The organism is Kluyvera sp. CHPC 1.251 (assembly GCF_036759945.1).
GTDB lineage: Bacteria > Pseudomonadota > Gammaproteobacteria > Enterobacterales > Enterobacteriaceae > Kluyvera > Kluyvera sichuanensis.
The window spans coordinates 16,321-28,636 of sequence record NZ_JAPKIC010000008.1 but is presented as its reverse complement, the minus strand read 5'-3'; the positions used below and the strand labels follow the sequence as shown (position 1 = coordinate 28,636).

11 protein-coding genes and 3 pseudogenes are annotated in these 12,316 nt (G+C 53.0%); 10 read left to right on the top strand and 4 right to left on the bottom strand.

The annotated features are described in order from the left end of the window. Nucleotides 1–35 precede the first annotated feature (35 nt). From V6940_RS15860 to V6940_RS15850, 3 genes and pseudogenes are all read right to left on the bottom strand, one after another. A complete protein-coding gene (locus V6940_RS15860; protein WP_003029587.1) occupies nt 36–1,553 on the bottom strand; it encodes a carbohydrate porin in 1,518 nt (505 codons plus the stop codon). 165 nt (nt 1,554–1,718) lie between these two features. Beyond that, the gene (locus V6940_RS15855; protein WP_047359077.1) at nt 1,719–2,642 is read right to left on the bottom strand and encodes an aminoimidazole riboside kinase; all 924 of its coding nucleotides are present in this window, start codon (nt 2,640–2,642) and stop codon (nt 1,719–1,721) included. Nucleotides 2,643–2,891: 249 nt separating this feature from the next. Continuing rightward, a pseudogene (locus tag V6940_RS15850) lies at nt 2,892–3,338 on the bottom strand (IS3 family transposase); the annotation flags it as partial. Between the two features lie 80 nt (nt 3,339–3,418). Here V6940_RS15850 and V6940_RS15845 point away from each other — a divergent pair. From V6940_RS15845 to arsC, 6 genes and pseudogenes are all read left to right on the top strand, one after another. Beyond that, nucleotides 3,419–4,530 (top strand): IS3 family transposase gene (locus V6940_RS15845; RefSeq protein ID WP_088569337.1). Its coding sequence is split into 2 segments (ribosomal slippage): nt 3,419–3,680 and nt 3,680–4,530, totalling 1,113 coding nucleotides; the frame shifts between segments, so codons are not numbered across the junction. Nucleotides 4,531–4,740: 210 nt separating this feature from the next. After that, entirely contained in the window at nt 4,741–5,091 is a 351-nt protein-coding gene (gene arsR / locus V6940_RS15840) for an As(III)-sensing metalloregulatory transcriptional repressor ArsR (RefSeq protein WP_000060257.1), read from the top strand. Between the two features lie 47 nt (nt 5,092–5,138). Next, nucleotides 5,139–5,363 (top strand): annotated as a pseudogene (gene arsD, locus V6940_RS15835) (arsenite efflux transporter metallochaperone ArsD); the annotation flags it as partial. Next, a pseudogene (locus tag V6940_RS22775) lies at nt 5,360–5,437 on the top strand (ArsA-related P-loop ATPase); the annotation flags it as partial. The pseudogenes arsD and V6940_RS22775, both read left to right, overlap by 4 nt. A 47-nt stretch (nt 5,438–5,484) precedes the next feature. Further along, nucleotides 5,485–6,774 (top strand): arsenite efflux transporter membrane subunit ArsB, encoded by a 1,290-nt coding sequence (arsB, locus tag V6940_RS15830; RefSeq protein ID WP_040232041.1) that lies wholly within the window; start codon nt 5,485–5,487, stop codon nt 6,772–6,774. Nucleotides 6,775–6,786: 12 nt separating this feature from the next. Further along, nucleotides 6,787–7,212, top strand: a complete 426-nt coding sequence (arsC, locus tag V6940_RS15825; protein ID WP_040232040.1) for a glutaredoxin-dependent arsenate reductase — start codon at nt 6,787–6,789, stop codon at nt 7,210–7,212. Between the two features lie 151 nt (nt 7,213–7,363). Here arsC and V6940_RS15820 read toward each other — a convergent pair whose 3' ends face one another. Beyond that, on the bottom strand, nt 7,364–8,263 hold the full coding sequence (locus V6940_RS15820) for a LysR family transcriptional regulator (protein ID WP_035897671.1): 900 nt from the start codon (nt 8,261–8,263) through the stop codon (nt 7,364–7,366). A gap of 92 nt (nt 8,264–8,355) precedes the next feature. On the opposite strand from V6940_RS15820, the gene V6940_RS15815 reads away from it, so the two are divergent. The 4 genes from V6940_RS15815 (at nt 8,356) to V6940_RS15800 (ending at nt 12,294) form a co-directional block, all read left to right on the top strand. After that, nucleotides 8,356–8,841 (top strand): cyclophilin-like fold protein, encoded by a 486-nt coding sequence (locus V6940_RS15815; protein ID WP_333496506.1) that lies wholly within the window; start codon nt 8,356–8,358, stop codon nt 8,839–8,841. Nucleotides 8,842–8,968: 127 nt separating this feature from the next. Then, on the top strand, nt 8,969–10,186 hold the full coding sequence (locus V6940_RS15810; RefSeq protein ID WP_073970858.1) for an MFS transporter: 1,218 nt from the start codon (nt 8,969–8,971) through the stop codon (nt 10,184–10,186). A 16-nt stretch (nt 10,187–10,202) separates the two neighbouring features. Then, entirely contained in the window at nt 10,203–11,249 is a 1,047-nt protein-coding gene (locus V6940_RS15805; protein ID WP_045325187.1) for an NAD(P)-dependent alcohol dehydrogenase, read from the top strand. A 16-nt stretch (nt 11,250–11,265) separates the two neighbouring features. Further along, on the top strand, nt 11,266–12,294 hold the full coding sequence (locus tag V6940_RS15800; protein WP_047359075.1) for an alpha/beta hydrolase: 1,029 nt from the start codon (nt 11,266–11,268) through the stop codon (nt 12,292–12,294). Nucleotides 12,295–12,316: the final 22 nt, after the last annotated feature.

The window sequence follows — 12,316 nt, the reverse complement described above, 5'->3', positions numbered from 1 at the left end:
TCGCCCCGGCGGTTACTGTCGCCAGGTGTTAACCATCAAAACCAGGTTTCCATCTGCATCCCGAACGACCATTCGCCGCCCGATTTAAAACCACTGCTGCCCAGCGCGTCATCGCTGGCGTAATTATTGAGTTTTTTGCTCCAGTCCATCCACGAGGTGTAAAGACGGATTTCAGGACGGCTGAAGAAATCGCCGATGTCGCCAACCTTAAAGGTCGGGGCGAAGGTGAGCTTGTAGAAGCTGCCGTTTACCGCATGGCGATCGTTATAACCTTCAGGTTTGAGATCCATATACTGGTAACTGCCTTCATAAGCGAGGGCGAAGTTTTGATTGATCTCCTGGATCAGACGCATGTTGAGGGTTGCCCACTGGTAGCTGTCGCCATCGACATAACGGTCTTTACTGGTTTGTGCCAGTATCGCCGGGGCGATAAACCAGTTCTTGCTCAGTGGCGTGGTGCCGTAGCTGGCGAAGCGCCAGGTGTTAGCCCCCGAGCGTAACGCGCCGTCAGAGCCGACACCTTTAACTTCGGCACCCAGTCCGTGACCGTAGAGCAGGGCGGTTTTGCTGGCACCTTCACGCAGGCCGTAAAAACTGTCGTTGTGCAACCCGAGCAGCGCATGTACACCGGTATTTGCCGCATCGCCTTTGACCGGATTACCGTTGGTATCCTGGCGTTCGTCGTTGTCTTTTGCCCGCATCCCGCTGACCATCATCTGCACCGGCCCGATGAAATTGTTCATGCTGACGATGTAGTTCTGCACACTGTTGCTGGTATCAGCAATATCGCCGAAGTTACGCCCGTAAAGAGAGAAGTTGCTGCGAACGCTGTCGTTCCACCTGACATCATAAATACCGCCGCCGGTACCGGCGAGGAACACGACATCCGAGTCGATCCAGTGAATGTCAAAGTTATCCCGGTCAAAGCGTTTCCCGGCCCACAGGGTGGAGCCTTTAAACGGCCCGTCGAAGGTGGGCAAGTTGCCCAGTTCAACAAAGGCCTGACGCACGTTCAAATCACTGGTGCTCGCCGTCCAGTCGTTATAAGTGGTTTGACCGTCGGCGACCATGACTTTGAAGCGGGTCGTTGCCCCGTTATCCAGGGTCTGCTTATGTTCAAGATTCATTTCAACATAGGTATCGGCCTGGTTTCCCAGGCGGCCAATAGCCCCACCGGTTTCCCCTGCTGGCGTCATGTAGGCTCCGGATTTGGTGCTGGCGCCGGAGTCATTCATTATCACGCCGGAGCGGGCGTAGCCGTGGAACTCAAACCCGCTTTTCTCATCGGCTTTTTTCTCCAGTTTGGCGGTACGCTGAGCCACTTCCTGAGTGCTGTCCTGGGTTTTTTGTTGCTGTGTCGTGAGCTGCTGTACTTTCTTCTCTGCCGACTCTGCGCGGGTTTCTGCCGTTTGCGCTCTGTTTTCGGCATCCTGTAAGCGTTTTTCCAGCGCAATTAAACGGGCTTCGATACTGCTGAGATCCGTTTGTGCATGGGCTGAGGCGGCGCCGGTTAGCAAAGCGATAAGAACCGCGAGTGTGCTTTTTCTGAACATATTGATTGCATCCCAAAAGGAAAATAAAACATTGTGTGTTTTTGCTAAACCGGTTTAGTTGCTATGTTAAGCACGACATTTAACATTTTGAAATTGATTTTGCTAAACCGGTTTAATAAGTGTGATGGATGCAACAAAGTGGACCGCGTACGACGGTATTTAGGATCAAATCTGGCGGTGTAGATCGCGCTGGTATGGCAGGGCAGTCATCGCGCCTTTCGCCAGGGTTGCCAGGGCACCGCAGGTTTGCGCCAGAGCGAGCGTTGGCTCCAGGGCATTGATATCCGCCGGCATCCCGTTGGCAGCAAGGCTGGCAAGCAGTCCGGCGACAAACGCATCGCCCGCACCGGTGGTATCCACGCTGACAACCGGTTTAGCGCTGAAATGGGTACACTTCTGCTGAAAAGCGGCAAGCACCCCCGCTTTGCCCCGCGTCACCAGTAGCAATTCCGGCTGATAGCGCTCTGTTACGCTGGCGATTCCGTATGCTAAATCTTTACTGCCGCTGATGAAGACCAGCTCCTCTTCCGATAGCTTTACCACGTTTGCCATGGACAAAGCGCGATCGAGGCAGGCTTGCAGCAAAGCCTGATCCTGCCAGAGATCAGGACGAATATTAGGGTCAAAGCTGATCCGACCGCCGACAGACTTGATGTTCTCCATAGCCGCGAAGGTAGCACTGCGGCTGGGCTCGGCGCTGAGCGCGATGGAGCAGACGTGCAACCACTGTCCGGCGGCAAACTGTGGCAGGTCTTCTTCAGCCAGGAACAGGTCAGCGCTGGGGCGTACCATAAAGGTAAAGGTGCGTTCACCTTGGTCATCAAGGTCGACCACCACAGTGGACGTGCGGTGATGATCGTCAAGATACATATGGCTGACGTCGACCTGCTCCTGTTGCAGGGTATGACGCATGTAGCGGCCAAACGGGTCACCGCCGACGCGGCCGATAAATCCGCTGTTGCCGCCAAGGCGGGCAACCCCTACCGCCACGTTAGCCGGCGCGCCTCCAGGGCACTGTAGCAAGCGCCCTTCACTCTCCGGTAGCAGGTCCACCACTGCGTCGCCCAGAACCCAAACTTTTGCTTTCATGCTAAAACCCTCCAAGGCTAAACTTAATTAAACCGGTTTAGCATATTAAATCACAATGAATGAGTGGGTGGAAAGTTCCAGCCGGAAAAGCGCTGCTCAGGGCATAAAAACGTGAGCCGCCTTACGAAATAGAATTGATTCGACAGCTGTGAAGACTTACGTCCTGGACACAAATGGATCCTGGATAAATTACCATGCAACTTGATGAAATTATTATGTTTTATCTTATTTTGAATAGACCTCAGTTTCCTAGACGGTTCCGTGCCTCATGAACCAGGCACTTTCATAAATTGCAGGGGGTTGATCCTCACAGGCACTGTGGCGGCGTTTAGCATTATAAAACATCTCTACATAATCGAAGATATCTGCCTTCGCTTCTTCCCTGTTTTTATAGATCCGTCTCTTTATGCGTTCCCGTTTTAGCAACTGGAAAAAGCTTTCTGCCACTGCGTTGTCATGGCAATTACCCCGACGACTCATGCTGCTTTTCAAATTGTGAGATGCCATAAAATGCTGGCACCTTTCGCTGGTATATTGAGAACCCTGATCTGAATGGATTAATACTTCTGCTGTCGGTTTACGTCGCCATTCCGCCATCAATAATGCATCCATCACTAATTCAGCGGTCATTCGTCCTCCCATGCTCCAGCCTATAACCCGACGTGAGAAGAGATCGAGAACAACAGCCAGATATAACTGTAAGTATCCCGCATAATCGTGCCATTCACATTTAGAGACCCTCCGGCATAATCACTCTGCCAACAAAGGAGATCGCTATGCGTAAAGCCCGTTTTACTGAGCATCAGATCATTGCTGTAATTAAATCGGTTGAAGCCGGACGAACCGTTAAAGATGTCTGCCGGGAGGCCGGTATCTCTGAAGCCACCTACTACAACTGGAAGTCCAGATACGGCGGCATGGAGGCTTCTGATATTAAAAAGATCAAGGATCTTGAGGACGAGAATCGACGTCTCAAACAGATGTTTGCCGACCTGAGCCTTGAGAACCGGGCGCTGAAAGACGTTATCGAAAAAAAGCTTTAAAACCAGCCTTTAAGCGTGAGCTGGTCACTCATCTGATAACGACATTTGGACTCAGTATCCGTCAGGCCTGCCGGAGTCTGAACCTGAGCAGAACGGTTTACCATTACCGTCCGGATACCACGCGTGACGAACCCGTTATTGTCGCGTTACAGGCAGTGGCAGAGCGATACCCACGGTACGGTTTTCCAAAACTTTTCCAGGTTCTGCGGCGGCAGGGATACCCGTGGAATCACAAAAGGATCCATCGTATTTATTGTCTGCTGAAGCTGAATTTTCGCCGTAAAGGCAAACAACGGTTGCCGGTGCGTAATCCCTCGCCACTGGCCACACCGGAAGCGCTGAACCAGAGCTGGTCTGTCGATTTTATGCATGATGCTCTGGTCTGTGGCCGTCGTTTTCGCACGTTCAATGTCGTTGATGACTTTAACCGTGAGGCATTGTCGATTGAAATCGATCTGAATCTGCCAGCTTTGCGCGTGGTCCGTGTACTCGACAGGATCGCGGCAAATCGCGGCTATACGGTCATGCTACGCATGGATAATGGTCCGGAATTTATCTCACTTGCACTGGCTGAATGGGCAGAGCAACATGCAGTAAAACTGGAATTTATTCAGCCGGGTAAGCCGACGCAGAACGCTTTTATTGAGCGCTTTAACCGAACATATCGTACAGAAATACTCGATTTTTATCTGTTCAGAACGCTGAATGAAGTGCGGGAAATCACGGAAAGATGGGTGTCAGAATATAACTGTGAACGCCCGCATGAATCACTGAACAATATGACGCCGGAGGAATATCGGCAACACAATCATTTGGCCGGGATCTCAAAAAATGCCTGGAACTAAAACGGGTCTATTTACACCAGCTAAACCAATAATGAAGTGTGTATTCTAGGAACTGTATAACACTTTAATTCACTAGATTTTAGTGTGTTAGTCGTAATTATTGATCGTTAGTAAAAAAATCCTTCTAAATAACACATATGTTTTTTCGAATGTAAATATTGATTTTGGTCCTTATGGGAGTATCCTAGCTTCAATAGGACAGGAGGCCAGATGTCACTAACATCCTTACAACTCTTCAAAAACCTTTCCGATGAAACCCGTCTGGGCATCGTGCTGCTGCTCAGGGAGATGGGAGAGCTGTGCGTGTGCGATCTCTGTACGGCGCTGGAACAGTCGCAGCCAAAGATCTCCCGTCATCTGGCAATGCTCCGGGAAAGTGGTCTATTGCTGGATCGCAAGCAGGGCAAGTGGGTTCACTATCGCTTATCTCCGCATATTCCTTCCTGGGCTGCTCAGGTGATTGAACAGGCTTGGTTAAGCCAACAGGACGACGTACAGGCCATCGCCCGTAAGCTGGCATCGGCAAACTGCTCTGGTAGCGGTAAGGCTGTTTGCATCTAAAAAATTTGCCTGAACATATATGATTTTTCGAATGTGATGTATTTGGAGTGAAAACGTTAACGGTGTTTGACCCGGCAATGTGCTGCAGTACCGGCGTATGTGGTTCAGATATCGATCAGGTTCTGGTTCATTTCTCTGCTGATGTGCAGTGGCTGAAAGGACGTGGCGTACAGGTTGAACGTTACAAACTGGCGCAGCAGCCCATGAGCTTTGTTCAGAATGAGAAAGCGAAAGTATTCGTCGAAGCATCTGGAACAGAAGGGCATCCGCTGACCGTATAGCGCTTGTTCCTGTGCTGGCGTCAGAGCCCGCCGGTATTGAAAAGCTCAGAGAGTTGATGAGTTAATTTTTTGGCATATACAGGGCGACAAAGTCGCCCTGTCAGGAGGTTTTATGTTACTGGCAAGCGCTATTTTTGTCCTGACCATCGTGTTGGTTATCTGGCAACCGAAGGGATTAGGGATCGGCTGGAGTGCGACATTGGGCGCAGTACTGGCGTTGATCTCTGGCGTAGTCCATTTTGGTGATATCTCTGTTGTATGGAATATCGTCTGGAATGCGACGGCGACCTTTATTGCCGTGATTATTATCAGCCTGCTGCTCGATGAATCCGGCTTTTTCGAATGGGCGGCGCTGCACGTTTCACGTTGGGGTAACGGTCGGGGGCGTTTGCTGTTTACCTATATCGTCTTGCTAGGCGCAGCGGTGGCGGCATTGTTTGCCAACGATGGTGCGGCATTGATTCTTACTCCAATTGTCATCGCCATGCTGCTTACATTAGGTTTCAGTAAAGGTACTACGCTGGCATTTGTCATGGCCGCCGGGTTTATTGCCGATACGGCCAGCCTGCCGCTTATCGTGTCCAACCTGGTTAATATCGTTTCTGCAGACTTCTTTGGGCTGGGTTTCACTGAGTATGCGTCGGTAATGGTGCCGGTGGATATCGCCGCCATTATCGCCACGCTGGTGATGCTGCATCTGTTCTTCCGCAAAGATATTCCATCAACTTACGACCTGGATCTCCTTAAAGCACCGGCAAAAGCGATTAAAGATCTGGCAACCTTCAGAACCGGATGGATAGTGTTGATCCTTCTTCTGGTTGGCTTTTTCGTCCTTGAGCCGTTGGGTATCCCGGTCAGCGCGATTGCTGCTGTTGGGGCTGTCATTCTGTTTGCGGTGGCGAAACGAGGCCATGCCATTAACACTGGCAAAGTGCTTCGCGGTGCGCCATGGCAGATCGTCATCTTCTCTCTGGGGATGTATCTGGTGGTCTATGGCCTGCGTAACGCCGGTCTAACAGAATATCTCTCTGGCGTACTGAACGTGCTGGCAGATAAAGGGCTTTGGGCTGCGTCGTTTGGTACCGGCTTCCTGACGGCTCTCCTGTCTTCCATTATGAACAACATGCCTACCGTGCTGGTTGGCGCTCTATCTATTGATGGCAGCACCGCAACAGGTGTTATCAAAGAGGCGATGCTTTATGCCAATGTGATTGGCTGCGATCTGGGACCGAAAATTACACCTATTGGTAGCCTGGCAACGCTGCTCTGGCTGCATGTCCTTTCACAGAAGAACATGACCATCACTTGGGGATACTATTTCCGCACCGGGATCGTCATGACTCTGCCTGTGCTGTTTGTAACGCTGGCCGCGCTGGCGTTACGTCTCTCTTTCACTTTGTAATGAGATACTGATATGAGCAACATCACCATTTATCACAACCCAGCCTGCGGCACGTCGCGTAATACGCTGGAGATGATCCGCAACAGCGGTACTGAACCGACCGTTATTCTTTACCTCGAAAACCCACCTTCACGCGATGAGCTGGTCAAACTCATTGTGGATATGGGCATTTCCGTCCGTGCTTTGCTACGTAAGAACGTCGAGTCGTATGAGGAACTGGGTCTTGCAGAAGATAAATTTACTGACGACCAGCTAATCGACTTTATGCTGCAACATCCGATTCTGATTAATCGCCCGATTGTGGTTACATCTTTGGGAACGCGTCTGTGCCGCCCTTCCGAAGAGGTACTGGATATTCTTCCGGAACGTCAGAAAGGAGCGTTTACCAAAGAGGATGGCGAGAAGGTCATTGGCGAAACGGGGAAGTGGGTTAAGTAATCTGCCAGTTCAAAATATCGGACGCCTGTTAACGCTATGAGGGTGCCCGCCTTTCGCTCATAGCAGGCCTCGCAACACTTCAGGCGGTCCGCTTTGTGCCAAAAGCGGAAGTTCACGTCCGTTCTTGAAATATTGGCCCGATAATTCAGGGTTAAATTTTCCGGTTAATACGCAACGCATCCACAACGAGTGAAAACGCTGGGGAAGGCTGTTTACGGCTGGGATAATAAAGATAGTAGCCGGGAAAAGGACGGCACCATTCTTCAAGCACGCGGATCAGTTTTCCTTCCTGCAGATGTGTGCCGAACTCCTCTTCAGGTAAAAAGGCAATGCCCAGTCCGGCAAGAGCGGCGTCAACGACGTGTTCCGATGTGTTAAACGTCAGTTGCCCTTCAACCCGAACGTGAAATTTACCGTTTTCCTGCTCAAACTCCCAGGCGTAAATTTTCCCCGATTGAACCATGCGCTCATTAATACAGCAGTGTTGCATCAGATCGCGTGGCGTCTGAGGGGCGGCGCACCGGGCGAAATACTCAGGGGAAGCTACAGCCGCCATGCGCAGTTTCGGGCCAATGGGTACGGCTATCATATCTTTGTCGATAGTGTCTCCGAGCCGCACGCCGGCATCAAAACGATCCGCAACGATATCCCGGAAGCCGTGGTTGGCATCAAACTCAATATGAATATCAGGATATTCGCGTAACAGTGGTGTCAGCTTTGGCAGCAGTGTGGTCTTCAGAACATTAGGTCCACATGTAATACGGACGGTCCCGGCAGGTTTATCACGCAGTGCTGTCAGCATGTCCAGCTCGGCTTCAATCTCATCAATACGATGTCCCACAGACTGCAGCAGGCGCTCCCCGGCAGCCGTCACTGACACACTGCGCGTGGTCCTTGTCAGCAGGCGGATTTGCATCCGTTCTTCCAGCCCGGAAATCGCCTGGCTCAGTGCGGGCTGGGTCACGCCGAGCTGGGCGGCAGCGCGCGTAAAGCTGCCCTCACGCGCCACGGTGACGAAAGAGAGTAAGTCGTTAAGATTGCGTCTGGCCATGCTCGTTTCCGGTCCATTTATAAATTTTACTTATAAGGGTATTAAGTATTCATTAGCTAGTTAACCCGCTGCATATTGGTAACAATAATGCGATGAAAAAGTCAACGCTAACCCTTATGCAAAACGCTTACCGCAGAACATCACTGCTGCTCCTTGCCGGCCTGCTTTTCGTCACGCAGTCCGCTATGGCGGGTGACAACGACCGGGGAGTGGCGCAGGAGACGCTTATGAAAATTGAGATCATTGTGGAGGGAGAAACCGCCACCGCCACCCTCTTTGATACGCCGACAGGCCGGGACTTTGCGTCTTTGCTTCCCCTCAGCCTGACGCTGGAAGACTATGACGATATTGAGCGTATTAGCGACCTGCCGAGCAGGCTTTCCACGGTGCAGGCACCGGACGGCATAACGCCGGAAGCCGGAGATATCACTTACTACGCGCCCTGGGGCAACCTGGCGATTTTTGCCCGGGGCAGGGCTTACGCCCGTTCACTGATCCCGTTAGGGAAAGTGGATTCCGGACTGCCGGTCCTGCAGCGCCACGGACCTCTTGCGGTGCAGATCAGGGTCGCCAACTGACCCGCAGCACCTTCCGTACCGCGATTATCCCTCTTATCCCGTCCCCGTATGCCGTTTCAGCTCTTCCTGCAGCGCTGAAGGCTCCGGGGCACAGACTTCATGTTATCTACTGAAAAGAAATCCCTGAATGAGTAATAAGACAGACAAAAACAGAAAAAAAAACACCGGAAGCGGGAAACAGCCTGCGCACTGGAGTGGTGTCTTTGCCATGACGCTGTGCGTCTTCGCCCTGATCGCCTCCGAATTCATGCCGGTCAGCCTGCTGACACCGATGGCGCAGACCCTTCGTGTCACCGAAGGCATGGCCGGACAGGGCATCGCCATTTCCGGGGCATTTGCAGTGGTAACCAGCCTGTTTATTTCCGTGCTGGCAGGCACGCTTAACCGGAAAACGCTGCTTCTCGGCCTGACCTGCATTATGGCAATTTCCGGTGCTTTTATTGCGATGGCACCCAATTACCTGACCTATATGGCGGGCAGGGCCCTGATTGGCATTGTGGTCGGCGGGTTCTGGTCGATGTCGGCCGCGACGGCAATGCGTCTGGTCCCGGTGCATCGCGTTCCGCTGGCGCTGGCTATTTTCAACAGCGGCAATGCCCTGGCTACCGTCGTGGCTGCCCCTCTGGGCAGCTGGCTCGGATCGGTTGTTGGCTGGCGGGGCGCCTTCTTCTGCCTGGTGCCGGTCGCCATCATCGCGTTTGTCTGGCAATTACTCAGTCTGCCTTCCATGTCGGTCACCCGTCAGGCGGCGGCTTCCCGCAACGTTTTCATGCTGTTTCGTCGCCGGGTGGTCACGCTGGGCATGCTGGGTGTGGGGATCTTCTTTATGGGGCAATTCACGCTCTTTACCTACATCAGGCCTTTCCTTGAGACGGTGACGCGGGTGGATGACGCAACAGTGACCCTGGTCCTGCTGGTTATTGGTGTCGCGGGTTTCATCGGCACTACGCTGATTGGCCGGGTGTTAAAACGCGGGTTCTACCCGACCCTGATGGCCATCCCGGTACTGATGGCCATCACCGCGCTGGCACTGATTGCCTTCGGCAGTCAGGTAGCCATCGTGACGGCGCTGCTTGGGCTGTGGGGGCTGATTTCCACAGCCGCACCGGTGGGATGGTGGGCATGGGTTCCGCGTACCTTCCCTCAGAATGCCGAAGCGGGCGGCGGACTGATGGTGGCGATGGTGCAGCTGTCCATTGCTCTCGGTTCGACGGTGGGCGGCCTGCTTTTCGACCATCACGGCTACCAGAGCACCTTCCTGGCCAGCGCCGCGATGCTGATTATCGCAACCGTACTGATCTTCCTGACCTCGCGGGCAGACACTTCTGCCGCAGACCATTCATAAACCCAGGAGTAATGCCATGACAGTTAAAGCTTACGGTGCCCATGCGGGCACACTGCCGCTGGAGCCGATGGATATCACCCGTCGCGCCCCCGGTGCCCATGATGTGCAGATTAATATCGCGTACTGCGGAGTCTGCCATTCGGATATCCACCAGGTACGCGCTGAATGGGCTGGAACGCTCTATCCCTGCGTACCGGGACATGAAATTGTCGGTCGTGTCGTGGCCGTTGGCGATCACGTCTCCGGTTTTTGTGCAGGGGACCTGGTGGGGGTCGGCTGCATTGTCGACAGCTGCCGGCACTGCAGTGACTGTGACGACGGACTGGAGAACTACTGCGACCATATGACAGGGACATACAATTTCCCGACGCCGGATGCGCCGGGCCACACGCTGGGCGGATATTCGCAGCAGATTGTGGTGCATGAGCGCTATGTCCTGCGCGTCACTCACCCAGAAGCGCAACTGGCCGCCGTGGCTCCGCTGCTGTGCGCAGGGATCACAACGTACTCACCGCTGCGTCACTGGCAGGCGGGCCCCGGCAAAAAGGTCGGCGTGGTCGGTATCGGTGGACTGGGGCATATGGGGATCAAGCTTGCGCACGCCATGGGCGCGCATGTCGTGGCCTTTACCACGTCTGAGTCCAAACGTGACGCCGCCAGAGCGCTTGGTGCAGATGAGGTGGTGGTCTCCCGTCATGCCAGCGAAATGGAAGCCCATGCAAAGAGCTTCGATTTTATCCTCAACACCGTTGCTGCGCCGCATAACCTCGACGTGTTCACTGCGCTGCTGAAACGCGATGGCACGATGACCCTGGTGGGTGCGCCAGCCACGCCGCATGGCTCGCCAGAAGTGTTCAGCCTCATCATGAAGCGCAGATCGATTGCCGGGTCGATGATTGGCGGCATTCCTGAAACGCAGGAGATGCTCGATTTCTGCGCCCAACACGGCATTGTCGCCGACATTGAGCTTATCCGCGCCGACCAGATTAACGATGCCTATGAGCGCATGCTCAGGGGCGATGTGCATTACCGGTTTGTCATTGATAACGCCACCCTGGCTTAATGATAAGGAGACCATCATGAAAAAATTTACGTTAGCGCTGGGGCTGTTGATCAGTGCATTTGCTTCCTCTGCGGCGGATATGTCCCGTGGGGCCGATAATTTTTATAAAAGCGATAAGGTGACGCAGCAAAAAGTCACCTTTAAAAACCAGTATCAGATGGCCGTGGTCGGCAACCTGTTTATCCCGAAAACGATGAGCCAGAACACCCGACACCCGGCGATCGTCGTTGGTCACCCGATGGGAGCCGTTAAGGAACAGAGTTCAAATCTCTATGCGCAGAAGCTGGCGGAGCAGGGTTTTGTCACGCTGGCTATCGATCTCTCTTTCTGGGGAGAAAGCGAGGGCAAACCGGGGCACCTGATTTCACCGGAAATCTACACAGATGATTTCAGCGCGGCGGTTGATTATCTGAGCACACAGCCGTTTGTCAATCCAGAAAACATTGGCGTGCTGGGTATCTGCGGCAGCGGAAGTTTTGTTATCAGTGCCGCCAAGATTGACCCGCGTATGAAAGCCATTGCCACGGTCAGCATGTATGACATGGGGAGCGCGTTCCGTAATGGCCTTAATCATTCCCAGACGGGAGAACAACGTAAGGCCTTTATCCAGTCAGCCATTGAGCAACGGTTAGCCGAGTTTAAGGGCGGCGAGACGGCTTATATCCCTGGCACCGTGAACAAACTGGATGACTCCACACCGGATATTCAGCGCGAGTTCTTTGATTTCTACCGCACCGAACGCGGCGGCTATACCCCACAGGGTCAGAAAGAGGAACTGACGACGAAACCGATGCTGAGCAGTATTGGCAAGTTTATGAACTTCTATCCGTTCAACGATATTGAAACCATCTCGCCGCGCCCGATGCTGTTTATTACCGGTGATCGGGCTCACTCAAAAGAGTTCAGCGAGGACGCTTTCAAACGCGCCGGTCAGCCTAAAGAACTGTACATCGTACCGGGCGCAGGGCATGTCGATCTGTATGACCGTACCGACGTCATCCCTTTTGACAAGCTGAAAGACTTTTTCCGTAAAAATCTGCAATAACACGTTCAGTTAAGGAGCATTT

Excerpts from the sequence above, each read along its gene's own strand:
- V6940_RS15860 (WP_003029587.1), bottom strand. The coding sequence starts at position 1,553 with ATGTTCAGAAAAAGCACACTCGCGGTTCTTATCGCTTTGCTAACCGGC.
- V6940_RS15855 (WP_047359077.1), bottom strand. The coding sequence starts at position 2,642 with ATGAAAGCAAAAGTTTGGGTTCTGGGCGACGCAGTGGTGGACCTGCTA.
- arsR (WP_000060257.1), top strand. The coding sequence starts at position 4,741 with ATGTCACTAACATCCTTACAACTCTTCAAAAACCTTTCCGATGAAACC.
- arsB (WP_040232041.1), top strand. The coding sequence starts at position 5,485 with ATGTTACTGGCAAGCGCTATTTTTGTCCTGACCATCGTGTTGGTTATC.
- arsC (WP_040232040.1), top strand. The coding sequence starts at position 6,787 with ATGAGCAACATCACCATTTATCACAACCCAGCCTGCGGCACGTCGCGT.
- V6940_RS15820 (WP_035897671.1), bottom strand. The coding sequence starts at position 8,263 with ATGGCCAGACGCAATCTTAACGACTTACTCTCTTTCGTCACCGTGGCG.
- V6940_RS15815 (WP_333496506.1), top strand. The coding sequence starts at position 8,356 with ATGAAAAAGTCAACGCTAACCCTTATGCAAAACGCTTACCGCAGAACA.
- V6940_RS15810 (WP_073970858.1), top strand. The coding sequence starts at position 8,969 with ATGAGTAATAAGACAGACAAAAACAGAAAAAAAAACACCGGAAGCGGG.
- V6940_RS15805 (WP_045325187.1), top strand. The coding sequence starts at position 10,203 with ATGACAGTTAAAGCTTACGGTGCCCATGCGGGCACACTGCCGCTGGAG.
- V6940_RS15800 (WP_047359075.1), top strand. The coding sequence starts at position 11,266 with ATGAAAAAATTTACGTTAGCGCTGGGGCTGTTGATCAGTGCATTTGCT.